16 protein-coding genes are annotated in these 25,608 nt (G+C 71.3%); 12 read left to right on the forward strand and 4 right to left on the reverse strand.

Features of this window, described 5'->3' with window-relative positions; translation table 11 throughout:
- The first annotated feature begins 61 nt into the window (after nt 1-61).
- The 3 genes from ACWGN5_RS05380 (at nt 62) to ACWGN5_RS05390 (ending at nt 4,757) form a co-directional block, all read left to right on the forward strand.
- On the forward strand, nt 62-2,014 hold the full coding sequence (locus ACWGN5_RS05380) for an FUSC family protein (protein WP_453511481.1): 1,953 nt from the start codon (nt 62-64) through the stop codon (nt 2,012-2,014).
- Nucleotides 2,015-2,219: 205 nt separating this feature from the next.
- Nucleotides 2,220-3,695 (forward strand): APC family permease, encoded by a 1,476-nt coding sequence (locus ACWGN5_RS05385; RefSeq protein WP_453511482.1) that lies wholly within the window; start codon nt 2,220-2,222, stop codon nt 3,693-3,695.
- Between the two features lie 72 nt (nt 3,696-3,767).
- Nucleotides 3,768-4,757 carry a hypothetical protein gene (locus tag ACWGN5_RS05390; RefSeq protein ID WP_453511484.1) on the forward strand — a complete coding sequence of 330 codons (990 nt, stop codon included), beginning with the start codon at nt 3,768-3,770 and terminating at the stop codon, nt 4,755-4,757.
- Nucleotides 4,758-4,768: 11 nt separating this feature from the next.
- Here the strand turns inward: ACWGN5_RS05390 and ACWGN5_RS05395 are convergent, their stop codons facing one another.
- Nucleotides 4,769-6,826 carry a PhoX family protein gene (locus ACWGN5_RS05395; RefSeq protein WP_453511486.1) on the reverse strand — a complete coding sequence of 686 codons (2,058 nt, stop codon included), beginning with the start codon at nt 6,824-6,826 and terminating at the stop codon, nt 4,769-4,771.
- 235 nt (nt 6,827-7,061) lie between these two features.
- Here ACWGN5_RS05395 and ACWGN5_RS05400 point away from each other — a divergent pair, with 235 nt between their 5' ends.
- Both ACWGN5_RS05400 and metG read left to right on the forward strand, forming a co-directional pair.
- Nucleotides 7,062-8,975, forward strand: coding sequence for a VWA domain-containing protein (locus ACWGN5_RS05400; protein ID WP_453511488.1), 1,914 nt, complete (start codon nt 7,062-7,064; stop codon nt 8,973-8,975).
- Between the two features lie 396 nt (nt 8,976-9,371).
- Complete coding sequence (gene metG, locus ACWGN5_RS05405; protein ID WP_453511489.1) at nt 9,372-10,979, forward strand: methionine--tRNA ligase; 1,608 nt, start codon at nt 9,372-9,374, stop codon at nt 10,977-10,979.
- A gap of 67 nt (nt 10,980-11,046) precedes the next feature.
- Here metG and ACWGN5_RS05410 read toward each other — a convergent pair whose 3' ends face one another.
- Nucleotides 11,047-11,400, reverse strand: a complete 354-nt coding sequence (locus ACWGN5_RS05410; RefSeq protein WP_453511491.1) for a DoxX family protein — start codon at nt 11,398-11,400, stop codon at nt 11,047-11,049.
- Nucleotides 11,401-11,543: 143 nt separating this feature from the next.
- On the opposite strand from ACWGN5_RS05410, the gene ACWGN5_RS05415 reads away from it, so the two are divergent.
- From ACWGN5_RS05415 to ACWGN5_RS05435, 5 genes are all read left to right on the forward strand, one after another.
- A complete protein-coding gene (locus ACWGN5_RS05415; protein WP_453511493.1) occupies nt 11,544-12,272 on the forward strand; it encodes a hypothetical protein in 729 nt (242 codons plus the stop codon).
- Nucleotides 12,273-12,444: 172 nt separating this feature from the next.
- Entirely contained in the window at nt 12,445-12,939 is a 495-nt protein-coding gene (locus ACWGN5_RS05420; RefSeq protein ID WP_453511495.1) for an SseB family protein, read from the forward strand.
- Nucleotides 12,936-13,583, forward strand: coding sequence for a hypothetical protein (locus ACWGN5_RS05425; protein WP_453511497.1), 648 nt, complete (start codon nt 12,936-12,938; stop codon nt 13,581-13,583). The genes ACWGN5_RS05420 and ACWGN5_RS05425 overlap by 4 nt, the downstream gene beginning before the upstream one ends.
- A complete protein-coding gene (locus tag ACWGN5_RS05430; protein WP_453511499.1) occupies nt 13,583-18,232 on the forward strand; it encodes a putative T7SS-secreted protein in 4,650 nt (1,549 codons plus the stop codon). The genes ACWGN5_RS05425 and ACWGN5_RS05430 overlap by 1 nt, the downstream gene beginning before the upstream one ends.
- A gap of 22 nt (nt 18,233-18,254) precedes the next feature.
- Nucleotides 18,255-18,668 (forward strand): hypothetical protein, encoded by a 414-nt coding sequence (locus ACWGN5_RS05435; protein ID WP_453511500.1) that lies wholly within the window; start codon nt 18,255-18,257, stop codon nt 18,666-18,668.
- Between the two features lie 461 nt (nt 18,669-19,129).
- Here ACWGN5_RS05435 and aspS read toward each other — a convergent pair whose 3' ends face one another.
- Complete coding sequence (gene aspS / locus ACWGN5_RS05440) at nt 19,130-20,950, reverse strand: aspartate--tRNA ligase (RefSeq protein WP_453511502.1); 1,821 nt, start codon at nt 20,948-20,950, stop codon at nt 19,130-19,132.
- A 174-nt stretch (nt 20,951-21,124) separates the two neighbouring features.
- Between aspS and ACWGN5_RS05445 the strand changes: the two genes are divergently transcribed.
- Both ACWGN5_RS05445 and ACWGN5_RS05450 read left to right on the forward strand, forming a co-directional pair.
- Nucleotides 21,125-23,245, forward strand: coding sequence for an ATP-binding SpoIIE family protein phosphatase (locus ACWGN5_RS05445; RefSeq protein ID WP_453511504.1), 2,121 nt, complete (start codon nt 21,125-21,127; stop codon nt 23,243-23,245).
- Between the two features lie 437 nt (nt 23,246-23,682).
- Nucleotides 23,683-24,498 carry an MBL fold metallo-hydrolase gene (locus ACWGN5_RS05450; protein ID WP_453511506.1) on the forward strand — a complete coding sequence of 272 codons (816 nt, stop codon included), beginning with the start codon at nt 23,683-23,685 and terminating at the stop codon, nt 24,496-24,498.
- On the opposite strand, the gene ACWGN5_RS05455 is transcribed toward ACWGN5_RS05450, so the two are convergent.
- Nucleotides 24,495-25,556 (reverse strand): AI-2E family transporter, encoded by a 1,062-nt coding sequence (locus ACWGN5_RS05455; RefSeq protein WP_453511507.1) that lies wholly within the window; start codon nt 25,554-25,556, stop codon nt 24,495-24,497. The genes ACWGN5_RS05450 and ACWGN5_RS05455 overlap by 4 nt on opposite strands.
- Nucleotides 25,557-25,608 lie beyond the last annotated feature (52 nt).

The following is a 25,608-nucleotide window of genomic DNA, read 5'->3' on the forward strand; positions in this document are numbered from 1 at the left end:
ACGATTGCCCACACGGGCGCGGGGCGCGGGCCCACAACGGGGCGCGTCGTACGTTGGTCGCATGGCTCGTCCCGCAGGACCCGTACGGATCACCCCACCCCCCTGGCTCACCGCCGGCCTCAGGCCCGCCCCCGCGCCCGTCCCCTGGGCCGCCGTCCTCCGCGCCTCCGTCGCGATGTCGGTGCCGCTCGCCGTCGGGATGGCCACGGACCAGGTCACGTACGGCGCGCTCGTCTCCATGGGCGCCCTCTCGGGTGTCATCGGCGACACCGCCGACGCCTACCGCATGCGGGTCTTCAACATCGCCGTGCCGCAGTTGTTCGGCGCGCTCGGGGTGACCCTCGGGACCCTGGTCTTCGGGGAGGGCTGGCTCGCGGTCCTCGTGCTCACCCTCGTCGCCCTCGTCTCCGGGATGATCTCCTCGATCGGCGCCGTCGCCTCCGTCTCCGGCCTCCTCCTGCTCCTCAACGCCGTCGTCGGCGCCGGCCTCCCCATGCCCGACCCCTGGTGGAAGGCGCCCCTGCTCCTCACCCTCGGCGGACTGTTCGTCCTCGTCCTCACCCTCCTCGGCTGGCCCATGCGCCGTGCCGCGCCCGAGCGGGAGGCCGTCGCCGCCGCCTACCGCGCCGTCGCCGAGCTGTACGAGGCCACCGGCACCGCCGGGTACGACGAGAAGCGGCAGGCCGTCACCGCCTCCCTCAACCAGTCCTACGACCTGGTCCTCGCCCGCCGGGCCCGCCAGCACGGCCGCGCCCCCTCCCTGGTGCGGATCCTGGCGCAGCTCAACGTCCTCATCCCGCTCGTCGAGGCCGCGCCGGCCGCCCATCTGCGGGCCCAGCTGTTCGGGCCGCTGTCCCCCGCGATCCCGGCCGCGGTGCGGGAGCTCGCCGACGCCGTCGAGGAGGGCCGCACCGGCACCCCCGTACTCGATCTGCCGACGCCCGAGCGGCCCGCCGAGAAGGCCGTGGACCACGCCCTGCGCCACGCGGCCGCCGTCGTTTATAAGGCCGACCCCGACCCGTACAACGTCGACGACCGCCTCGGCCGCCCCGCCGCCCTGCGCGTCCGCGCCCGCCGGGCGACCCGCGCCGTGCTGCTCTCCGAGGCGTCCTGGCGGTACGGCCTGCGGCTCGCGCTCTGCATCGGCCTCGCGCAGGCCCTGGTGTCGCTGATCGCCGTGCCCCGCTCGTACTGGGTCGCGCTGACCGTCACCTTCGTCATGAAGCCCGACTTCGGCTCGGTCTTCTCGCGGGCCGTGCTCCGCGCCGCCGGCACCGCCGCCGGGCTCGTCCTCGCCGCCCTGGTCCTCTCCCAGGTGCCGCGCGGCTGGTGGGACGTGCCGGTGATGGCGGTGCTCGCGGCACTGATCCCCGCCTTCTCCGCGAAGGGGTACGCCTTCCAGACGGCGGCCATCACCCCGGTCATCCTGCTCCTCTCCGACCTGCTCAACCACCAGGGCTTCGACCTCGTCCTGCCCCGCCTGTACGACTCGCTCATCGGCTGCGGGATCGCCCTGGTCGCCGGCTATCTGCTCTGGCCCGAGTCCTGGCACACCCGGATCGGGGACCGGCTCGCGGACGCGGTCGCCGACACCGCCGCGTACGTGGCGCGGGCCTTCGACGGTGACACCGACAAGCCCGGCAGGCTGCGGGCCCGGCGGAAGCTCTACCGCGATCTGTCCACCGTCCGCTCCGAGTTCCAGCGGGCCCTGACCGAGCCGCCGCCCACCGGCACCCGCGCCGCCGCCTGGTGGCCGCTCGTGGTGGCCGTGGAGCGGATCGTGGACGCGACGACCGCGGCCAGGATCCGGGTCAACCACGGCGCCCCCGCGCCCGACCCGGCGGAGGTCGCCGCCGTGGAGCGGGAGTTGCGGGAGCTCGCGGACGGACTGCGCGGCACCGACACCCTCGTGGAGGTCCGCACGGAGCTCCACGGCGACGAGAACGGAGTCCTGGCACCCCTCCGCCAGGAGGTCGGCGCGGCCCGCGCCATCGCCGGTCCCGACCTGCGGTAAACCTCCCCCAGGGGGCGTACGGGAGAACTTACCGGCGGTCACGGAACGGAACCCTCCCCACCGCCGTTACCGGAAGCCACTCGGGCGACTACGATGCGCTCGATTCACCGTGATCCGCGCCCGCCGCCGTCGGCAACCGGCCCGGCGAGCCCGCCACTCAGTCGTGCCCTGCCCCGCCTCGCCTCCCCGCCCCCGAGGACCCGCCATGCGCACCACCACGAACAGAGGGCTCCAGCCCAACGTCCTCGGTACCTTCGACACGATCGTGATGGCCGTCGCCGGCAGCGCCCCCGCCTATTCGCTGGCCGCGACCACCGCCGTCCTCTTCGGCGCGGTCGGCCTCGCCGGACCCGCCGCCCTGCTCTACTGCGCGATACCCATGCTCGGGATCGTCCTCGCGTACGCCCGCCTCGGCCGCATCGACGTCAACGCCGGCGCCGGGTACTCCTGGGTGGGCCGCACCCTCCACCCCTTCCTCGGCTTCCTGTCCGGCTGGGCGCTCGTCTTCGCCGCCACCGTGTTCATGGTGGCCGGTTCGCTGCCCGCCGGCACCCTCACGCTCTCGCTGATCAGCCCCGGGCTCGCCGACTCGACCCCGCTCGCGGCGGCCGTCGGCGCCGGCTGGTTCCTGATGATGCTGCTCGTCGTCCTGGGCGGCGCCCGGCTCACCGTACGGGCGCAACTCGTGATGTCCGGCGTCGAGATGCTGATCCTGCTCGCCTTCGTCCTCGCCGCCGTCGCGCACCGCGGCCGGGCCACCGCCTTCGACTGGTCCTGGTTCGCCCTGGACCGCTTCCACGGGCCCGAGGGCTTCGCCGCCGGGGCGCTGATCGCCGCGTTCTACTACTGGGGCTGGGACGTCACCAGCAACCTCAGCGAGGAGACCCGCGACAGCCGCCGCACGGCCGGGCTCGCCGCCCTGGTCGGCGTCGGCTTCGTCTTCCTCCTCTTCGAGGCCTTCACCGTCGCCGTCAACGTCCTGCTGACCGCCGAGGAGATCCGGGACGCCGGACCCAACGTCCTCGCCGTCCTCGGCCAGGAGATCTGGCCCGGCGTCGGCGGCAAGCTCCTCGTCGTCGCCGTCCTCCTGTCCACGGTCGCCACCCTGGAGACCACCCTCCTCCAGGTCACCCGCTCCCTCTTCGCGATGGGCCGCGACCGGACCCTGCCCGCCGCGCTCGGCCTCGTGCACCGCCGCTGGAACACCCCGTGGGTCGCGATCGCCGCCGTCGGCGGCGCCGCCCTCCTGATGTTCTGCGCGGCCGCGGCCGCCGGCTCCGTCCAGCGCATCCTCAGCGACGCCGTCGCCGCGATCGGCCTCCAGATCGCCTTCTACTACGGCCTCGCGGGCATCGCCGCCGTCGTCGCCTACAAGTCGGTCCTGTTCCGCTCCGCACGGAACCTGATCCTCGGCGGGCTGTGGCCGCTGCTCGGCTCCGCGTTCATGCTGTGGGCCTTCGTCGAATCGCTCGGCGAACTCTCCACGACCGCCGTCACCATCGGCCTCGGCGGACTGCTCCTCGGCGTGGTCCCGCTGCTCGTGTACTGGCGCAAGGGCAGCGACTACTACCGCCCGGCCCGCCTGGACGCCGTCCGCGCCCTGGAGGCGGCGGAGGGCTCGGCCCCGGCCACGCGCCCGCGTACCGGACCCCGCGACAAGAGCTACGCGACCGATTTCTGACGCACCACCTCTTCACGAGCACGAGGCTCAGCGACTTCTTCCTACGGCAGCCGAACCCGAAGGAGGCCCCCGATGGCCGTACGCCGCCGCTCCGCGCGCCCGGCACGTCCGGAGCGCTTCGCGCCCGACTTCGACCCGGACTTCGGGGACCGGGCGCTGACCGACGCGCGCCACGACATCGTCATCGGCCGCTGGCAGGGCGTACGGGATCTGCTCGCCGCCACCGGTACGGACTGGGCGCGCCGCACGCACCGGCTGCGGCTCCTGTCGCATGCCGCCGCCGGCAGCTCCACCGTCGAGACCTGGCGGGCCGCCGAACCGGGCAACCCCGACGCGGCCGTGCTGCGGGCGGCGACCGAGGTGGTACGGGTCTTCGACGCGGCCATCGCGGCCGGGCGGGGCGCCACCCTGGAACGGGGCCGGATCGACGCGGCCGTCGACGCCTGCCGGGGCGCGGCCGAGGCGGCACCGGCCGACCCCATGCCCTGGGTGTCGCTACTCTCGGTGGCGCGGTTGTACGAGGGCGGGGTGCCGCGCCGGGAACTGCGGCACTGGTTCGACGAGTTGCGGCGCCGCGACCCGTACAACACCGAGGGGCACATCCAGGTGCTGCGCTACTGGTCGGCGCGGTGGCACGGCACGCACGGCAGCATGTACGACTTCGCCCGTGACGCGGCGGGCGTGGCACCGCCCGGCTCGCCGCTGCCGGTCCTGGTGCAGGTGGCCCGGGTCGAGGAGTACCGGTACATCGCGGACGGGGCGCTCGGCCGGGGTCCGGTGCGCGGCTTCGACCAGCACTGGAAGCACGAGCTGGCGGTGACGGAGCTGCGCCGCACGCACGCCCGCTGGATCGGCGGCAGGGACCCGGAGCGGCCGGTGGCGCCGGAGGAGGTCGCGGACCTCAACTTCCTGGCGCACGCGGCCTGTTACGCGGGGCAGGTGGAGATAGCGCGAGAGCTCCTCGGGATGCTCGGGACGCGCGCGGCATGGGTGCCGTGGGCGTACACCGGGGATCCCGAGGAGCAGTTCGTCCGCTTCAGGGAAGGTCTCGACGTGACCTGATCGGCTCGGACTCAGACGCCGATGTCACGCCCGTCCTTGCGCCACACGGAGACGACGGCCGGGCGGACGATCTTGCCGGGCCCGTCGGGCCACACCGAGGCGGGCTTCTCGACGGAGGCGCCGTCGATCTCGCCCGGGTGCTGCACGGAGACCAGGACGCGGCGGTCCTGGATGAGCGGGCCGCAGGTCTCGGCGCCGGTCGGCACGGTCAGGAACTGCTTGAGCTCACCGCGCCGCTCGCCGCGCGTGGCGACGCCGAACAGGCCGTCGTGCGAGCCGAGCTGGTTGCCGTCGGTGGAGATCCACAGGTTGCCGTGCGGGTCGAAGGCGACGTTGTCCGGGCAGGAGATCGGCGAGACCCGGTCCTTCGGGAAGCCGCCGAAGTAGGTGGCCGGGTCGTTCGGGTCGCCGGCGACGAGGAACAGCCGCCAGGCGAAGCCGTCGCTCGCCGGGTCGTCCCAGTGCTCGGAGAGCTCCAGGATGTGGCCGTGCTTGTTGACGTTGCGCGGGTTGGCCTCGTCGGCGGGGGCGTTGCCCGTGGTGCCGCGCTTGGAGTTGTTGGTGAGCGCGACGTAGACGCGGCCGCTGCGCGGGGACGGCTCGACGTCCTCGGGCCGGTCCATCTTGGTGGCGCCGACCTTGTCACCGGCGACCCGGGAGAAGACGTACACCTCTTCGGCGGTCATGCCGGGCACGTGCGAGACGGCACCGTCGGGACCGGCGGTCGCGAGCGGGATCCAGACGCCGGACCCGTCGAACTCCCCGTCGTTCGGGAGCTTGCCGGTGCCGTCGATCTCCGCGGCGGGCGAGTCACCGGTGAACTTGGCGACGTAGAGGGTGCCCTCGTCGAGGAGGGTGAGGTTGTGCTCGTGGGCGGCCCGGGAGGACCCCTTCTTCATCCGCTTCGAGGAAACGAACTTGTAGAGGTAGTCGAACCGCTCGTCGTCACCCATGTAGACGACGGGACGGCCGTCCTCGGTGAGCCGGGGCTGCGCGGCCTCGTGCTTGAAGCGGCCGAGCGCGGTGCGCTTGCGGGGCGTGGACTCCGGGTCGTACGGGTCGAGCTCGACGACCCAGCCGAAGCGGTGCGACTCGTTCGGCTCCTGCTTGAGGTCGAAGCGCTTGTCGAACCGCTCCCACTTGCGCTCGGAGGCGCCGGTGCCGATGCCGTACCGCTTGTCGGTGGCGGACGACCCGTTGGCGAAGTACTGGTTGAAGTTCTCCTCGCCGTGGAGCGTGGTGCCCCAGGGGGTGGTGCCGCCGGAGCAGTTGTTGAGCGTGCCGAGGACGGTACGGCCCTCCGGGTCGACGGAGGTCCGCACGAGGTCGCTGCCGGCGACGGGCCCGGTCAGCTCGAACTCGGAGGTGGCGGTCAGGCGCCGGTTGAGCCGGTGCCGGTTGACGGCGGTCAGCTTGCCGGTGCGGTGCTCCTCCTGGACCACGACGACGCCGAGACCGTGGGCGGCCCAGGCGATCTCGACCTGCTCACGGGTCGGGTTCTCGGGGTCGTACCCCCGGAACATCAGCACCTCGTCGGTGTACTCGTGGTTGGCGACGAGGACCTGGCGGTGCGGCTCGTGGCGCAGCGGCAGGAGGGAGAGGAAGTCGTTGTTGTAACCGAACTGGCCGGCCTGGGCGGCGGCCGTCTGGTTCTCGGAGTCGAAGGCCGGCGCACCGCGGAGGATGGGCTCGCCCCAGCGGATGACCACGTTCTGCTCGTACCCGGCGGGGACGGTGACCCGGTCGTCGGTGTTGGGCGCGACGGGCGCGAACCGCAGGCCGCGGGCGCCGTCGACGGGCTGCGCCTTCTGCGGGGCGGCCGCCTCGGCCGCGGGGGCGTTCCCGAGGGTGACGGCCCCGCCGACGGCGGAGGCGACGGTCACCACGGCGGCGGCGCGCAGGGCGGAACGGCGCGAGAGCGCGCCGGCTATGACGTCGCCGACGTACTCGTTGTCGCTGGTGTTCGGCACCTCGTGGAAGCAGGCGTCGCCGCAGCGGAACCGGCAGGTGAGAGCGGAACGGCCGCCGCCGTGGGGGTTCATGCTCAGCAGGGGCAGCAGTTTGCGCACTTCGTCCTCCTGGTGTCGGATCACTTCGGCGGCGACGCTATGTGCGTAGATCTGCACAGGGACGGCGCAGGAGTGAACACCGCATGAATGCGCGGCATCCGGGGGCGACCGGGTCACCGGAGGAGGACGGGGCGGCCGCTAACCTTACGTGTCCGCCCTGGCCAGGGATGAACGTCCCGAAACGCCCAGTACGGACATTCACACTGCACCCCCACTCATGCGAAAGGGTTCGCCCATGGGTATTCGGAGCATGCTGCGCAAGGTGTTCGGCCGGGACCGCGAGGAATCCCCGGCAACCTCCGTCCCGCCCCAGACGCGTGAGACCCCGGAGTCCACGACGACACCGGAGCCGACCCCGGCGACCCCGGACGCCCCGGAGGCCGCGGAGGCCGCGGCGACCCCGGACGTCCCGGCGACCCGGGCGACCTCGGATGCCCCCGCGCCCCGGGCGACCCCGGAAGCGGCGGCGCGCCGAGCGGCGGACGACCTGGTGGCGGCGGCGTTCGACAACCCGCAGATCCCGAAGGCGAGGACGGCGGAACCGGAGCTGGGGAAGCGGGGCGAGGGCGCGGAGCCGGAGGCGGCGGCGGAATCGGAGGTCGCCGCTGCGGCGGAGCCGGTGGCGGAGGTCGCGGCTGCGGCGGAGCCGGAGACGGCGGTCGCCGAGGAAGAGCCCGAACTCGCTGCGGAGGTGCAGGAGGAGGCGGCGGAGCCCGCCGCCGAGGCTGCCGAGCCGGAGGCCGAGACTGCGGAGGAGCCGCAGGCGGAGGCCACCGAGGCTGCTGCGGAGCAGCAGGAGGCGGACGCCGCGGAGGAGCCGCAGGCCGAGGCCACCGAGGCTGCTGCGGAGCAGCAGGAGGCGCCCGCCGCCGAGACGGCGGAGCAGGAGGAGGTGGCGGAGCCCGCCACCGAGCCGGAGGCCGAGGCTGCGGACGAGCCGCAGGCCGAGGCCGCCGCCACGGCGGAGCCGGAGGCGGTCGTCGCCGCGGACGCCGACGCGTCCGAACTCGCTCCGCAGGAGCAGGAGCAGGAGCAGGCGGCGGAGCCCGCCGCCGAGACCACCGAGCCGGAGGCCGAGGCTGCGGAGGAGCCGCAGGCGGAGGCCGCCGAGGTGAAGGCTCCCGAGGCTGCTGCGGAGCAGCAGGACGAGGCGCCCGCCGACGAGACGGCCGAGCCCGAGACCCCGGCGGAGCCGGAGGCGGCTGTCGCCGCGGACGCCGACGCGTCCGAAATCGCTCCGCAGGAGCAGGAGGAGGTGGCGGCCCCGGCCGCCGAGACCACCGAGCCCGAGGCGTACGCCGCGGAGGAGCCGCAGGGCGAGGCCGCCGAGCCCGAGGTCGCCGAGCCCGAGGTCGCCGAGCCCGAGGCCGCCGCCCCGGCCGAGCCCGTCGCCGTCGCCGCTGCGGAGCCCGAGGCCGAGGTCGCCCCCGAGCCGGAGGCCCAGGCCGACGAGGCCCCGGCCGACGAGGTCACCGCCGAGTCCGGCGCCCCCGCCCTCCCCCTCCCCGCCCTCAAGGCCGCCGCCCCGCAGCTCGTCGACGCGTACAAGGCCGCCGGGGCGCAGCTCAAGAAGCAGGGGCTCACGGGGGCGCGGGCCGCCGTGTATCTCGTCGTCGACCGGTCCGGTTCGATGCGCGGGTACTTCAAGGACGGCTCCGTGCAGCGCCTCGCCGAGCAGGTCACCGCGCTCGCGGCGCACCTCGACGAGTCCGCCACCGTCACGACCGTGTTCTTCTCGACGGACATCGACGGCACGGTCGACCTGACCCCCGCCGACCTCACCCCCACCCGCGTCGACGAGGTCAACGCGACCCTCGGCCGCCTGGGCCGTACGAACTACCACCGGGCCGTCGAAGAGGTCCTCGCGCACCACGAGAAGAACGACCCGGCCCGCCCGGCGCTCGTGGTGTTCCAGACGGACGGCGCTCCGGAGTCGAAGACGGCGGCCACGCAGGCGCTGGCCGAGGCCGCCGACCGCCCGCTGCACTGGCGGTTCGTGGCCTGGGGCGAGGAGGACAACAAGGCCTTCGACTACCTCCGGAAGCTCGACGGCACCCCCCGTACCGGCACGTACTTCGCGGGCGTGACCCCCGTCGAGACGGCGCACGCCGCGTTCTACCGGGGTCTGCTCGCCGACCTGGAGTTCTAGGAGCAACGAGGCAGCGGAGCTCCTGTGGAAGGGGTGTGTCCTCCAGGACATCCTCACCACAGGAGCTCCGCTGCTCCGGAAGGCCGGCTCCGACCACCGGCACTTTGACCCCGCGCCCGGCCAGGGCGGCCGCGGCGCCGATGACGACCGCCGGGCGGACGTGGCGGCGGGCGGGCGTGGCGGCGGGCCACCGCCGGTCGCCGGGCGGCTACCCGGCGCAGGCGCAGCCACTGCTGCGCGGGGAAGACGGCGGCGTGGCCGAGGAGCCGGGCCGCCAGGAGCGCGGCGTGCTGCGGGCCCGGCCGCGGCGCGGCAGATCCCGTCGCAGCCGTAGGGCTCCGCCCCTCCCGGTCATGGATGTGAGTGGATCTTCGTCGGGCCGTTAGGATTTCGACCATGGCGGCCACTGGATCCGAGAAGCAGGGGGCGAAGGCGTTCTACGTCACGACCCCCATCTACTACGTCAACGACGCTCCTCACCTGGGCCACGCCTACACGACCGTCGCAGGCGACGTGCTCACGCGCTGGCACCGTCAGCGCGGCGAGAAGGTGTGGTACCTCACCGGCACGGACGAGCACGGTCAGAAGATCATGCGCACGGCCGAGGCGAACAACGTCACGCCCCAGGCCTGGTGCGACAAGCTCGTCGAGGAGGCGTGGAAGCCCCTCTGGGAGCACCTGAACATCGCGAACGACGACTTCATCCGCACCACGCAGAAGCGTCACACCGACCGCGTCCAGGAGTTCGTGCAGGACCTGTACGACAAGGACGAGATCTACAAGGGCGGGTACGAAGGCCCGTACTGCGTGGGCTGTGAGGAGTACAAGCTCCCGGGCGATCTCATCGAGGCCGAGGACGGCACCAAGCTGTGCGCCGTCCACAAGAAGCCGGTGGAGATCCTCAAGGAGGAGAACTACTTCTTCAAGCTGAGCGAGTACGGCCCGAAGCTGCTGGAGTTCTACGAGGCGAACCCGGGCTTCATCCAGCCGGAGTCGGCCCGCAACGAGGTCGTGAACTTCGTCAAGCAGGGCCTGGAGGACCTCTCCATCTCGCGCTCGACGTTCGACTGGGGCATCCCGATCCCGTGGGACGAGAAGCACGTCATCTACGTGTGGATCGACGCGCTCCTGAACTACGCGACGGCGGTCGGCTACAACGAGAACCCGGAGAAGTTCGACGAGACCTTCCCGGCGAACGTCCACCTCATCGGCAAGGACATCCTGCGGTTCCACGCGGTGATCTGGCCGGCGATGCTGATGGCGCAGGGCCTGCCGGTCCCGGGCCGGGTCGCGGCCAACGGCTGGCTGATGGTCGGCGGCGAGAAGATGTCGAAGTCGAACCTGACGGGCATCAAGCCGCAGGACCTGACCTCGCACTTCGGCGTGGACGCGTACCGCTGGTACTTCCTGCGGGCGATCGCTTTCGGCCAGGACGGTTCGTTCTCGTGGGAGGACTTCACCGCCCGCTACACGTCCGAGCTGGCGAACGACTACGGCAACCTCGCGTCCCGCGTCGCGGCGATGGTCGGCAAGTACTTCGGCGGCGAGCTGCCGGCGTCGACGGCCGACGGCGACGCGGAGAAGGCGGTCCACGAGGGCCTGGCGAAGGCCGTCGCGGCGGCCGACGCGAAGATCGGCGAGGAGCTGGACTTCCAGGGCGGCATCCTGGCGATCTTCGACTTCGTGAAGCAGGTCAACGGCTACATCACGGAGCAGGAGCCGTGGAAGGTCGCGAAGGACGACTCTCCGGAGGGCAAGGCCCGCCTGGCGACCATCCTCTACACGGCCGCCGAGTCGCTCCGCGCCGTCGCCGTCCTGCTCAACCCGATCATGCCGGAGACCTCGCAGGCCCTCTGGGAGTCCCTGGGCGCGGAGGCGTCCCTGGGCACCCTGGCGGCGCAGCCGGTCCAGTCCTCGGGCACGTGGGGGCAGCTGCCGGCCGGTGCGACGGTGACGAAGGGCGCGGTGCTGTTCCCGCGCCTGGAGGACCCGAAGAAGGACTGACGTACCGACGTACGAAGAAGGCCGCCGTCCCGGTGTCGATCCGGGGCGGCGGCCTTTCCCGTACGGGTCACCAGGTCAGGGCCAGGGCGGCGACGGCGGGCGCCATGTAGACGACCGGGAAGGCGGCGTGGCCGTAGGCGCGGGCGCGGATCACGGTGATCACCGCACCGAGGAAGTACAGGATGAGCCCGATCGCGGCGAGCGTCCCGATGACCGGGACGTAGAACCCGACGACGAGACCGACGGCCCCGGCGGCCTTGGCGGCCCCGAGCCAGTTCCACCAGGCCTGCGGAACCCCGTACTGGGCGAGGGGCTCGACGGTGAACTTGGCCTTGAAGAAGATCGACGCCCCGGAGAACCCGGCCATGAACGCGGCGACGGCGGTGACGACGATGGCGGTGGTGGACATCTCGGCGAACATCTCGGCTCCTTCGGCCTTTCCCGTATCCGCCTCGTTCGAGCCGGACACTGCGCTGACGGAGGCCGGACGGGATGTGTGACAGCGGCCGGAGAATTTCTTCAGGATGTGCGTCAAGCCACCGAACCGTCGACCGGGAGACGCCCTTGCCCGCCACTGAGAACCACGTGTCGCTCAGCAGACTCAAGATCTTCTCCCTCGAGGAGAGCGACCGCTCCGACGGAGGAATGTGCGGCGTCACCTGCCTCGGGGGCGGCGCCGCGGTCGGGCAGGTGTTCGTCCCGGAGTCGGGCGCGGGCACGGAGGGGCCCGACGGCGGGCTCACGCTGGAGCGGATCGAGCGGGACGGGCGGGACCTGAAGTTCTGCGACGCGACGAACTGGGCGCATGTCCACGTCTCCGGCAAGGCATTCGCACGGCTCCGGGAGGGGGACGTCCTCGTCTCCCGCCCGGCCCCCACGTGGGAACAGCGGCTCGAAGCATGCGGACTACGGATCCTGGGCCCCGACACGTCCCCCGACCTGCCCGACGTCCGCAAGGCCCACCAGGCCTACGCCGGCTACGAGGCGGTCCCCACCGTCACGGTCCCCTATGCGCGCCCCGACGCCACGGAAGAGCTGGACCGCCAGTGGAACGCCCTCACGGCATCCGTCGGCCTCATGACGCCGAACTGGGAGTTCTGCATCCCGGTACCCCGAACCGGCTGGGTCCGCGTCCAGGACCCCGTCGGCCTCGACCTGCCCTCCCGCATGCTGACGGGCGCCGACCAGCACGACTTCCTGGCGGTCTCCGCGGACGGGCGGACGATGTGCGCCGTGTCCGCGGAGGAGTACGACACGTGGATCATCCTGCACCACTTCACCGAAGAGGCCTGAGGACCGCGCGGACGGCGGGCACGCGCGGGCGTGGCTGGTGAAAACGTGAGAACGGGCTGTGGGTTCCTCCGCGCGCCACGTGCGGACGGCGTGACAGAACAGCCCAGAAGGACCTGACAGGGTGGCCCGTTCCTCGTTGCTCACGCGAATGAACGCATGACAGCCTGCGCGGATGACTGCTGAGGGGGACGACAGACCGGAGGGCCAACCGCTTTCCAGGCTCGCTGAGTTGGCGGAAGGACCGGCGACGACCGCGCAGCCGACAGCGACGCCGCGGCCGGATCCCGTCGATGAGGAGGCCGTGGCGCGGCGGGAGTTTGCGCGATTGCTCGGCGAATTCCGGCGTACGGCCGTGGTGGTGCCCTTCGACGAGCGCGGAAGTCTGTGGACGGCGGACCTCAACGGGGTGCGGTGGATCTGCGCGTTCTCGGACGAGGAGGCTCTGGCCCGGTTCGCGGTGGCGCGCGGAGAGGCCGAGCGGGAGTGGACGTACCGCACGATCCTCGGCGCGCGGCTGCTCGACGCGATGGTGCCGTTGCTGCCGGGTCCCGGCGGGGTCGCGCTGGACGCGGGGAGTGCGGACGGGGCGCTGTTCCCGCCGGTGGCGGGGATCGTCCCGGACGAGGCGGCGGTGGATCTCGGGGGAACGGGAACAGGGGCACGATGAGCGGGAACGAGCCTGATCTCGCGGCGCCGGCCGCGGCGCTGGCGGCGATAGCGAAGGGCATCGACCTGGCCCATGCCGAGCTGAAGGAGCTCGGCATGATCGGCGAGGCGTCAGCGGGCCGCGGGTTCTCCGACCTCTCCCTCTCCGGGCTCGAACTGGGGCATGGAGGTCTGACGTCGGAGTTCGAGACGTTCTGCGACCGCTGGGAGTGGGGCGTCCGGGCCCTCACGCTGCGCGGAAACGGTTTTGCGCAGGCGGTCGGCCTGTCCGCCGGCTCCTTCGCGGAGCAGGAGCGGTACATCAAGGACTCGATCAAGATCGGCGTGAACTCCCTCAACGGCAACCCGCATCTGTCCGAGGACGAGGTCAAGCAGAAGAGCTGGGACACCATCCGTGACCAGGCGGCGTGGGACGACGCGGACTGGAGCGGTGAGTCCTTCTCCGCGGCGCACGACGAGGTCGAGCAGACCTGGAGGAACACCGCGTACGACGTCGAGGACTCGATGCTCGACGGGCTGGAACGCACGGGTGCGCTGGACCCGGAGCGGCGGGAGAGCGCCGACGGAAGGCTCAGGGACCTGCTCGATCCCGACCGGGCCACCATCGAGCAGGCCGAGCAGCCGCGGTGGGGGGAGAACCGCTGATGGTGGACTGGAACGGTCTGGCCGACAAGCTCGGCGAAGGCGTCGACAAGGGGATCGACAAGCTCGGCGACGGCATCGACAAGGGCAAGGAGATCCTCGGCGAGGGCGTCGACTACATCACCGACAAGGCCGGCCAGGGGCTGGACAGCCTGGGCAGGCACGACTGGGCGGACGGGGTCGAGGACTGGGGCGACAAGACCGCCTCGTCCCTCGGTGCGGAGGTCGGGGAGAAGCAGCTCGGCCAGACCGAGGACGCGGACGAGCTCGTTCACGGCAAGCCCGAGAAGATCGCCGAGTCGGTCAAGAACCTCAGGGACTTCCAGAAGGCCTTCGACCTGGTCGGCGGCGGGATGAGGAAGCTGGACGCGAGTCACTGGAAGGGCGAGGCGGCCGAGGCGTTCCGGGAGAGGTTCCAGACGCTTCCGACGGACTGGCTGCATGCGGCGGACGCGATGGAGCACGCGGCCAAGGCGCTGGAGACGTACTCCCAGGCGGTCGTGAGCGCGCAGGGCAAGGCGCGTGAGGCGATAGCCCTGTTCAGGGAGGGCGACCAGGACTCGAAGGCTGCGGTCGACACGTACAACAAGAAGGTCGACGCCTACAACACGGCACGCGACGGCGACAAGCCGCTGCCGGACCCCGGGGCCTTCTCCGACCCCGGCACGGCCAAGCGGGCGCGGGCCCAGGAGATCCTGAACGACGCGCGGAAGGCCCGCGACGAGGCCGCGGAGACGGCGAAGGCGGCGGTCGGAGCCGCACTGGCCCACGCGCCGAAGGAGCCGACGGGCCGCGAGCGGCTCAAGGCCGAGCTGGTGGACTACGGCCTGGGCCAGAGCATCGAGCTGGCCCACTTCAGCGGCGGCATCGTCAAGGGCACGGCCGGACTGCTGAACTTCGTCCGCTCGGTGAACCCGGTGGACCCTTACAACCTGACCCATCCGGCGGAGTACTACAAGGGCGTCAACATGACGCTCGCCGGCCTGGTGTCCACGGCTGCGAACCCGGACCGGGCGCTCAAGAACGCCTGGGACTCGGCGAAGGGCGACCCGTCGGAGTTCTTCGGCCGGCTTGCGCCGGAGCTGATCGGCTCGAAGGGCGCGGGCCTCATCCGGGGAGGCGTGCGCGCCGGGGTGAAGACCGGCGCGAAGCACCTGCCGGAGGTGGACAAGCCGGGCGGTGTCCGCGGGGATCAGGGGAAGGATCCGCACACCGCCGGCAAGGCGGGTCGAGAGACGAAGTGCAAGAAGGACCCGATCGACATCGCGACGGGCCGGATGCTGCTGCCGCAGACCGACATCGCCCTGCCCGGCTCGCTGCCCCTCGTGTTCCGGCGCACGTTCGACTCCTCGCGCCGCTCGGGGCGCTGGTTCGGCCCGACGTGGTCGAGCACGGTGGACCAGAGGCTGGAGATCGATTCGGAAGGCGTCGTCTTCAGCTGCGACGAGGGCAGCCTCCTGGCCTACCCGCATCCGGCACCGGGCGTCCCCGTCATGCCCACGCACGGCCGGCGGTGGCCACTGGACCGGGTGGAGGACGGCTACACGATCACGGACCCGGACAGTGGGAGGGTCTGGCACTTCGTCGAGCACAGCGACGAACTCGCCCTCCTGGCCCAGATGGACGACCGCAACGGCCGCTGGATCACGTTCGAGCACGACGAGTCGGGTGCCCCGACGGCGATCGTCCACCACGGCGGGTACCACCTGAAACTCACGACGAGCGAAGGCCGCGTGACGGCCCTCCACCTCGCGGACCAGGAGATCCTGCGCTACGGCTACACGGACGGCCACCTGACCGAGGTCGTGAACTCCTCGGGCCGTCCCCTGCGCTTCGGCTGCGACGAGCACGGCCGCATCACCTCGTGGACCGACACCAATGGAAGCCGCTTCGACTACGTCTACGACGACCAGGACCGCTGCACGTACCAGTCGGGCACGAACGGCCACCTGGAAGCCACGTTCACCTGGGACGACGTGGACCCGGCCACCGGCCTCCGCATCACCACCCTCACCGACGGCCTCGGACACACCGAACGCCACCTGATCAACGACCGCGCGCAGGTGGTCGCCGAGATCGACGCCCTGGGTGGGGTCACCCGCTTCGAGTACGACCGCCACAACCGCCTGCTGTCGCGGACGGACCCGCTGGGCCACGTAAGCCGCACCACCTACGACGACCAGGGCCGGCCGACGGCGCTGGAACGCCCGGACGGTCGCCAGGCGCGGGCCGAGTACGACGAATGCGGCTACCCGATTCGCATCACGGGCACCGACGGCAACGTCACCCGCCAGACCTTCGACGAACGCGGCAACCGCACGTCGGTGACGGCCCCTTCGGGCGCCCGGACGGAGTTCGCGTACGACGAGTCGGGCCGGCTGACCTCGGTGACGGACCCGCTGGGCGCCACGACGCGACTGGTCGTGGACGCCCGCGGCCTCCCCGTCGAGATCACGGACCCCCTGGGCGCCACGACCCACTACTCCTACGACGCCTTCGGCCGTACGGTCCAGGTCACGGACCCCCTGGGCGCGGTCACACGACTGGAGTGGACGGTCGAGGGCCACCCGTCCCGGCGCACCGCACCCGACGGCACGGTGGAGTCCTGGACGTACGACGGCGAGGGCAACTGCCTCAGCCACACGGACGCGCTGGGCGGCACGACACGCTTCACGTACACCGACTTCGACCTCCTGACCTCCCGCACGGGCCCGGACGGAGTCCGCTACGAGTTCGCCCACGACACGAACCTGCGCCTGACACGGGTGACGGCCCCGCAGGGCCTGATCTGGGACTACGCGTACGACGCGGCGGGCCGGCTGGTCACGGAGACGGACTTCGACGGCAGGACGCTGGGCTACGCGTACGACGAGTCGGGCCGGCTGACCTCCCGCAGGAACGGCCTCGGGCAGGAGATCCGCTTCGAGCGCGACAGCCTGGGCCGCATCGTCCACAAGGACGTCGAAGGTGCGGTCAGCACGTACGAGTACGACGTCTTCGACCAACTGACGACCGCGACCGGCCCGGACGCGAAGCTGGCGCGCCTCCGGGACCGCTACGGCCGCCTCGTCTCGGAGACCGTGAACGGCCGCAGGCTCTCGTTCACGCACGACGCGCTGGGTCGGCGTACGGGTCGGACGACACCGGGCGGTTCGACGAGCACGTGGTCGTACGACGCGGCGGGCCGCCGTACCGAACTGACCTCGTCGGGCCGAACACTCTCCTTCGCTCACGACGCCCTGGGCCGCGAAACGTCCCGCCGAATAGGCGACTTCGCGAACCTGTCGTCCTCGTTCGACACGATGGGCCACCTCACCGCGCAGGAGGTCACGGGCGGTTCGGGGCGCCGCCTCCAGCACCGCGCGTACACGTACCGCGCGGACGGCGGCCTCATCGGCATAACGGACGAACTCTCGGGCGCCCGCCGCTTCGACCTGGACACGGCCGGCCGTGTCACGGCAGTCCACGCCCACAACTGGACGGAGCAGTACGCCTACGACGACGCCGGCAACCAGACGGAGGCGTCCTGGCCGTCGACGCACCCGTCCCACTCGGCGACAGGGGCACGTGCGTACGCAGGGACACGGATCACGACCGCGGGCTCCATCCGCTACGAACACGACGCCCAGGGCCGAATAGTCCTGCGCCAGAAGCCCCGCCTCTCCCGAAAGCCGGACACCTGGCGCTACGAGTGGGACGCGGAAGACCGCCTGACGTCGGTGACGACGCCGGACGGCACGGTGTGGCGGTACAGGTACGACCCCCTGGGCCGCCGAATATCGAAGCAGTCCCCTTTCGAGACGGTCCACTTCACCTGGGACAGCTCAACCCTCTGCGAACAGACGACGACCGAAGTCACCCTCACCTGGGACCACGTGGGCCTGCGCCCCCTGGCCCAGACGGAACGCCGCACGGGCACGGACTCCACCGACGAGCGCTTCTTCGCCATCGTCACGGACCTGATCGGCACCCCGACGGAACTGGTCGACGAGTCCGGCGAGCTGGCCTGGCGCACTCGCGCAACACTCTGGGGTACGACGACGTGGACCCGCGATGCCACGGCATACACCCCGCTGCGCTTCCCGGGCCAGTACTTCGACCCCGAATCTTGCCTGCATTACAACTATTTCCGCTATTACGACTCGGAATCGGCCCGCTACCTCAGCCAGGACCCCCTGGGGCTGACCCCTGCCCCGAATCCGGCTACATACGTCCACAACCCACACAGGTGGAGCGACCCACTAGGACTCTCACCCTGTCCCGACGAACGCGGTAAGTACGATTTCCGACAACCAAACCCTCAGTTTCCGCCTGACCAGGCTGCCGTGGACGCCATGAGGTCCGCCCCACGCGGTGGAAACATCGATTGCTCGGAGATTGCGGAACGAGTACTCGAGGGTTCTAGCGGCAACGGGAAGATCATCAACTTCACACTTAGAGGAGGCGACGATATAAACATCCCGGAGGATATGGGTTCAGATGTATCGGGGTATCGATATCATGACGTATACACGGATGGCAAGTACGTATACGACCCCGCAATGAGTAGCGACCCCATTCCCTACGGAGACTATGAACGCGCGATTCGACTGAATAACCCTGGGAAGAAACTGATCGTCGGCAACGGCGGATACGACGGCCCTCTCTGGTGACGAAGAGAAAGGTATCGGAGGCATGTCGACACGTTTCCATGTGGCGGGCGAGACAATCAGCCGTCTTGGGGCTTTGAAGTGGTTCAAACTCCCTGTGATTCGTCACCCCGACCTCGGCCATCTTCAAGTGCCTTACATCGGTTGGCGGTTCGCCGAACCCAGCAGTTCGAAGCTCCAGTTCGTTGAAGAGGCCGTGCGCACGACACCTACCCAGGTGGACTGGCGCGTGGACACGTCCCGGAGGAACTGGCTCCTCGCTCCGGCACGCATCCTGGGAGGCGGTGCGAACCCGGCCGCCTCACCCGCCTTCAACGAACGCGTCGAGACGGCCACGCGGGACCAGAGTTTCTGCGCGCAGGCGTGGGACGACCTCGACGCGATCATACGGACGTTGGGCGTGCTCACCGCCGCGCGGGAGAACCCGCACGAGGGCTGAGCTGTCGCGGCCGGAGGTCAGGACCGCTGATCGTTCACGTGAGATGCAAGCGCTGATCGACAAACCGGAGAACTGGCCGTGACCGGCGTTGAATTCCTCGCCTCTTTCATCACCGCCTTGGAGCTGCATGGTCTCCGCATCGGCTCGACACACGACGAGGTCGACCGGGCCCGTCATCCCTTCGTGGTATCGCGGCGAGGAAGGGGCGTGGTCCGAGCTCCGGCCGGACGAGTGGACGGTCATGGTGAACGAGGCGCGTGGCGACAGGTGGGAGCACTTCTCCGTTTCCTGCACGCAGTTCCTCGCGTCTTCGCTTGCCGGGGAACTTCACTCGGACATCCTCTCCTCCCTCTTTCCCCGCGCTCCACATGAGTTCCGTCGGCTCCGTGCGGTCTGATGGCGCAACACGAAAGGGCCCGGATCCGTGAGGATTCCGGGCCCTTCATGAACGTGCGGTGGGCTTAGCGGCCCGCGTCCGGGTGGACCGACTCCGTGACCGGGCGGTCCTCCGTGACGGCCTTCTTCTCGACCGGCTTGCGGAGCTGGATGTTCAGTTCGCGCAGGCGGGACTCGTCCAGCTCGGTCGGGGCGCCCATCAGGAGGTCCTGGGCGTTGCCGTTGAGCGGGAAGGCGATCGTCTCGCGGATGTTCGGCTCGTCGGCGAGGAGCATCACGATGCGGTCGACGCCCGGGGCGATGCCGCCGTGCGGCGGGGCGCCGTACTCGAAGGCGCGGAGCATGCCGGCGAACTCGGACTCGACGGTCTCGCGGGAGTAGCCCGCGATCTCGAAGGCCTTGAACATGATCTCGGGCTCGTGGTTCCGGATGGCGCCGGAGGAGAGCTCGATGCCGTTGCAGACGATGTCGTACTGCCAGCCGAGGACGTCCAGCGGGTCCTGGGTCTCCAGGGCCTCGAGGCCGCCCTGCGGCATGGAGAACGGGTTGTGCGAGAAGTCGATCTTGCCGGTCTCCTCGTCCCGCTCGTACATCGGGAAGTCGACGATCCACGCGAAGCGGAAGACGTTCTCCTCGAACTGGCCGGCGCGCTTGGCGGCCTCGACCCGGACCGGGCCCATGATCTTGGAGACCTCGTCGAACTCGCCCGCGCCGAAGAAGATCGCGTGGCCGGGAGCGAGGCCGAGGCGCTCCGTCAGGACCTTGATGTTCTCTTCGGTGAGGAACTTGGCGATGGGGCCGGTGAGGGCGTTCTCCTCGCCCACGCGGACCCAGGCCAGGCCCTTCGCGCCGAGGGAGACCGCGAAGTCGCCGAGCTGGTCGAAGAACTTGCGCGGCTGGTCGCCGGTGTTCGGGACGGCGAGCGCGCGGACGTGCTTGCCGGCGAAGGCCTTGAACTCGGAGTTCTCGAAGACGTCCGAGATGTCGACGAGTTCGAGGTCGGTGCGCAGGTCCGGCTTGTCGTTGCCGTACTTCAGCATCGACTCGCGGAAGGGGATGCGCGGGAAGGGGGAGGTGACGTGGCGGCCGCCGCCGAATTCTTCGAAGAGCTCCGTCATGAGCTTCTCGATCGGCTGGAAGACGTCCTCCTGCTCGACGAACGACATCTCGACGTCGAGCTGGTAGAACTCGCCCGGCGAGCGGTCCGCGCGGGCGTCCTCGTCGCGGAAGCAGGGCGCGATCTGGAAGTACCGGTCGAAGCCGGAGATCATCAGCAGCTGCTTGAACTGCTGCGGCGCCTGCGGCAGCGCGTAGAACTTGCCCGGGTTCAGACGGGACGGGACGACGAAGTCGCGGGCGCCCTCGGGGGAGGTCGCGGCGAGGATCGGGGTCGCCATCTCGTTGAAGCCGAGGGCCACCATCTTGGAGCGGATGGAGGCGATGACGGCGGAGCGCAGCATGATGTTGCGGTGCATGCGCTCGCGGCGCAGGTCGAGGAAGCGGTACTCCAGGCGCCGCTCCTCGTTGACGCCGTCGTCGGCGTTGATGGTGAAGGGGATCTGCTTCGCGGCACCCAGGACCTCGACCTCGGCGGCCTCGATCTCGATCTCGCCGGTGGCGAGCTCCGGGTTGACGTTGTCGGCGCCGCGGGAGACGACCTTGCCGTCCACGCGGACGACGGTCTCCTTGGTCAGCTTGTCGAGGACCTCGGCGGCGGGGGTGCCGGGCCGGGCGACGAGCTGCGTGATGCCGTAGTGGTCGCGCAGATCGATGAAGAGGATGCCGCCCAGGTCGCGCCGATTGTGCAGCCAGCCGCTCAGCCGGACGTCGGTGCCGACGTCAGAGGCGCGGAGCTCGCCGCAGGTGTGGGACCTGTACCGATGCATCGTCGTTCATCCAGTCTTCGGGATCTTGGGTCGTGGGGCGCCGGCCGGCCGTGACCACTGTCACAGATGTCACAGGACACGAGGGCAGACCCACCCAGAGTACCGGCCAGGCCAAGATCGCATTTCGAATAGTGTCGGTGGCGACCTGCTGTCCGATATTCATAAAGTGGGGCAATGCGCACCGAGGACGTCCTGGCCGCGATCGCGACCGGCCTGTGGCGCTGGGACAACGCGTCCGGGATCGTCTCGCTCGACGCCGAGGCCGCCCGGCTGCTCGGGCTGCCCTCCGAGCCCGTGCGGCTCTCCGAGGCGGCCGTGCGGTCGCGTTTTCATCCGGTCGACTGGAACGAGATCGACGGGGTGGTCAACCTCGCCGTCGCCGAGGGCACCCTCGCCGAGGCCCGGCTGCGGATCATGGACGAGCACGGCCGGGTGATCCGTACCGTACGGAGCAGGTCGAAGCCGCTCATCGAGGGGAACGACTACCAGCTGGTCGGCACGCTCCAGGAGGTCGCCGAGCAGGTGCCGGGCACCGCGGCCCGGACGCCCATCACCGGCGACTGGCGTCGCTCCCGGGAGGCCTTCCTGCTCGACGCGGGCCGTGCGCTCGCCGAGGCGCGGTCGACGGCCGAAGTCCTGCGGGTGGCGGCCTCGCTGTCCATGCCGGGCTTCTCGCCGGACGGACTCGCCGTCTTCGGCGTGGCGGGCGAGCGGCTGACGGTGATCGGCCACCACGGGCACAGCGAGGGCGACGAGGGGCCGTTCTCGTCGATGTCGCTGGACACGGACTATCCGGCGGCGGAGGTCGTACGGACCGGGCGGGCGATCTATCTGCCGACGCCGGAGGAGTACCTGCGGCGGTTCCCCATGACGTGGCCGCTCGCGCAGCGGTTCGGGCGCCGTTCCTGGGCCTTCGTGCCGCTGGTCGTCGCCGGGCGGACGATGGGGGCCTGGATGGCGGCCTTCAAGCACCCGGTGGCGTTCACGCCCGACGAGCGTTCGGTGCTGACGACGGTGGCGCGGATGCTCGCGCAGGCCCTCGCACGCGCGGGCGTGGCCGAGTCCGAGCGCGAGCTGTCGCTCGGACTCCAGCGGACGATGATGCCGGTCCTCGGCCCCGGCATCCCCGGCATCCAGGTCGCCGCGCGGTACGTGCCGACCGGCGGCGGGCTCCAGGTCGGCGGCGACTGGTACGACATGATCCGGCTGCCCGGCGGCTCCACCCGCACCGGCGGGCGCGGCCCGGGCCGGATCGCGCTCGTCATCGGCGACGTCCAGGGGCACGACGTGCGGGCGGCCGGTCTGATGGGGCAGCTGCGGATCGCCCTGCGCGCGTACGCCTCCGAGGGCCACCGGCCGGACGCGGTGCTCGCCCGGGCCTCGCGCTTCCTGTACGGGATCACGGACGGGGACGACGCCGAGGAGAACGGCGGACCGCGCTTCGCGACCTGCCTCTATCTGGAGGTCGACCTGGAGACGGGGTCGGTCGACATCGCGCGGGCCGGGCATCCGGATCCGGCGGTACGGATGAACGATGGAACGGTTCTCCTCAGGCCCACGGCCGGGGGGCTGCCACTCGGCATCGACCCCGACACCGACTACCCGACGACCCGGCTCACCCTGGACCCCGGCGAGACCCTCATGATCTGCACCGACGGGCTCCTGGAGACCGGCGGGCACGACCTGGACAGCGGCTGGGAGCGGGTACGGGAGCTCCTTGAGTCCCACGACGGCGAGGACCTGGAGGGGCTCGCCGACGCCCTCGTGGAGGCCGTCCACGGGCCCGGCTCGCACCACACGACCGGCCCGCTCGCCGACCGCCGCGAGGACGACATCGCCGTCCTGCTGCTCTCCCGCCGGCCCGCCGGCACCGTACGGGAAGCCCCCCGCCGCACCCTGATGTCCATCGCCCAGGCGGAACCGGAGCGGATCGCCGAGGCCCGCGAGCAGGTACGGCAGCTGCTGCACGACTGGTCGGACGAGGACCAGCTGGACGCGGCGGTCCTGATGGTCTCCGAGATGGTCACGAACGTCCTCGTCCACACCGACGGCGACGCGCTCCTCGTCGCCGAGGTGGCGTGCGGCGAGAAGTCGCGGCGGCTGCGGGTGGAGGTCTCGGACGGCAGCGACGAACTGCCGCACAAGCGGCACCCGGGGGAGATGGCGTCGAGCGGGCGGGGACTGGTCCTGATGGAGATGCTCGCGGACGCGTGGGGGGTGGACCCGCGGGGCGAGGGCAAGGCGATCTGGTTCGAACTGAACGAACCGGAGTCGGCCGACGGCTGCTGCGGCTAGCCCGCCCGTTGTGGGCCTGCGCCCCGCCCGTTGTGGGCAGGCGTTCCGCAAGGGGCGGAACGGGTGGGCACAACGGAACGGCGCCCCTGCCGGCGCCCGAGGCTCCCGCGCCTGAACCCGCACCACCAGCTCGGTGCACGGGGTGCGGGCCCAGGCGCGGAACGCGGAGGCGCCGCTGGGCGCGCCGTCCCGTGTGCCCACCCGTCCCGCCCTGCGGGACGATTGCCCACACGGCGGTGGGCGGGGGCGCCGCCCAGCCGGGCGCGAGCCCCACACGGCGGTGGGCCGGGGCACCGCCCAGCGCGGGCGCAGGTCGCACGTCGGCCGGGGCGCCGCCCGACCGGGCGCGGGATCCCCGCGCCGCCCGACCGGGCGTGGGATCCCCGCGGGGCGCAGACTGGTGTCGTACGGCCGCCGGGGGGACCACGGAGTGCGCCATGGACACCCACAAGGTCGGCAGCGACACCACGGTGCTCGCCGACAGCCTCGACATTCCGGGCATCGGACACATCCCCGTCAACGCCTACGTCCTCACCGCCGCCGAACCCGTCGTCGTCGACACCGGGCTCTCCATCGAGGACCGCGACTTCCTCACCACGCTCAGCGGGGTCATCGACCCGGCCGACGTCCGCTGGATCTGGCTCACCCACCCCGACCGGGACCACACCGGCGGCATCTTCGACCTGCTCGACGCCGCCCCACGCGCGCGCGTGGTCACGACCTTCCTCGGCTTCGGGATCATGACGACCGAGCGGCCGCTGCCGATGGACCGGGTGTACTTCCTCAACCCGGGCCAGTCCCTCGACGTCGGCGACCGGGCGCTGCACGCCTTCCGGCCGCCGCTCTTCGACAGCCCGGCCACCGTCGGCTTCTACGACGACCGGACCCGGATCTGCTTCAGCTCCGACTGCTTCGGCGGCCCGATGCCGAGCGCCGAGATCGCCGAGAGCGGGCACGCGAGCGATCTGAAGCCGGAGGAGCTGCGCCGGGCGCAGCTGCTGTGGGCGACGCTCGACAGCCCGTGGGTGCACCTGGTGGACCCGGAGAAGTACCGGGCGACGCTCGCGCCGCTGGCGCAGCTGAACCCGGAGATCCTGCTGTGCACGCATCTGCCGCCGGCCGTACGGATGATGGACCGGATGCTGGAGACGATCGCGGCCGCCCCGGACGCCGACCCGTTCGTGGGACCGGACCAGGCGGCTCTGGAACAGCTCCTCGCCTCGTTCGAACCGGGTGGGCTCGCGCCGGCCTAGGAGGTCTCGTCCGGGGGCGTCCCGTACCTCGTGCGCAGCTCGCCCAGGATGCCCGTCGCCGCCGCCGTCAGCGGTACGGCGAGCAGCATGCCGAGCACGCCCGCGACGGACGCCCCCGCCGTGATCGCCAGCATCACCACCGCCGGGTGCATCTGCACGGTCCGGCTCTGCACCATGGGCTGGAGGACGTTCCCCTCGATGACCTGGACGGCCAGGACGATGCCGAGCACCCACAGCGCGATGACGAAGCCCCGGTCGGCGAGGGCGACGAGGACGGCGACCGCGCCGGAGAGGAAGGCGCCGAGGTACGGGATGTAGGCGGTGACGAAGACGAGCGCGGCGAGCCCGACCGCGCCGGGCACGTCGAGGACGACCAGGCCGACGCCGATGAGGACGGCGTCCACGAGGGCGACGAACGTCGTACCGCGCATGAAGCCCTCGACGGCCTCGAACGCCCGGCGCGCCATGGCCTCGACGAGGTCGCCGGTGGCGTGCGGGGCGAGGGAGCGCAGGGCGCCGGCGGCCCGGTCGGAGTCCTTGAGGAAGAAGAAGATGAGCAGCAGGGCGAGGACGGCGGTGGCGAGCAACTCGCCGACGACGCTGATGCCGCTGATGACCCCGGAGGCGGCGGTGGCGCCGAACCTCTCCAGGAGCGTCCTGGCGTTCTTGGCGAGGTCGCCGAGGGAGGTCCCGGCCGCGCCGAAGTGATCGGCGATGTCGGTGGCGGCCTGCCGGAGCGAGGCGATGATCTGGTCGCCGGTCTCGACGAGGGCGGCGACGACGATGTACGTGGCGCCGCCGACGACCGCGAGGACGGCGACGACCGTGAGCGCGGCGGCGAGCGACCTGCGGACCTTCATCCGGACCAGGCGCCGGTGGAGCGGGCCGAGGAGGGCGGTGCCGAGGATCGCGAGCAGGACGGGGGTGACGGCCGTCTTGAAGACGACGCAGAGCCAGACGAAGACGGCGGCGACCCCGGCGGCGAGGAGCAGGACGACGCACCAGGCGGCGAACCGGCGGGCGGGTTCGGGGAGGAGCGGCGCTCGGCTGGTCTGCACCTCCTCACCGGACCATGTCCGTCGGTGTGTCGTCGCCTGCTGACGGGCCGTC

It is taken from the genome of Streptomyces sp. NPDC055815, from assembly GCF_053616475.1.

Coding starts and splice junctions, on each gene's coding strand:
- ACWGN5_RS05380 (WP_453511481.1), top strand. CDS start 62: ATGGCTCGTCCCGCAGGACCCGTACGGATCACCCCACCCCCCTGGCTC.
- ACWGN5_RS05385 (WP_453511482.1), top strand. CDS start 2,220: ATGCGCACCACCACGAACAGAGGGCTCCAGCCCAACGTCCTCGGTACC.
- ACWGN5_RS05390 (WP_453511484.1), top strand. CDS start 3,768: ATGGCCGTACGCCGCCGCTCCGCGCGCCCGGCACGTCCGGAGCGCTTC.
- ACWGN5_RS05400 (WP_453511488.1), top strand. CDS start 7,062: ATGGGTATTCGGAGCATGCTGCGCAAGGTGTTCGGCCGGGACCGCGAG.
- metG (WP_453511489.1), top strand. CDS start 9,372: ATGGCGGCCACTGGATCCGAGAAGCAGGGGGCGAAGGCGTTCTACGTC.
- ACWGN5_RS05410 (WP_453511491.1), bottom strand. CDS start 11,400: ATGTTCGCCGAGATGTCCACCACCGCCATCGTCGTCACCGCCGTCGCC.
- ACWGN5_RS05420 (WP_453511495.1), top strand. CDS start 12,445: ATGACTGCTGAGGGGGACGACAGACCGGAGGGCCAACCGCTTTCCAGG.
- ACWGN5_RS05425 (WP_453511497.1), top strand. CDS start 12,936: ATGAGCGGGAACGAGCCTGATCTCGCGGCGCCGGCCGCGGCGCTGGCG.
- ACWGN5_RS05430 (WP_453511499.1), top strand. CDS start 13,583: ATGGTGGACTGGAACGGTCTGGCCGACAAGCTCGGCGAAGGCGTCGAC.
- ACWGN5_RS05435 (WP_453511500.1), top strand. CDS start 18,255: ATGTCGACACGTTTCCATGTGGCGGGCGAGACAATCAGCCGTCTTGGG.
- aspS (WP_453511502.1), bottom strand. CDS start 20,950: ATGCATCGGTACAGGTCCCACACCTGCGGCGAGCTCCGCGCCTCTGAC.
- ACWGN5_RS05445 (WP_453511504.1), top strand. CDS start 21,125: ATGCGCACCGAGGACGTCCTGGCCGCGATCGCGACCGGCCTGTGGCGC.
- ACWGN5_RS05450 (WP_453511506.1), top strand. CDS start 23,683: ATGGACACCCACAAGGTCGGCAGCGACACCACGGTGCTCGCCGACAGC.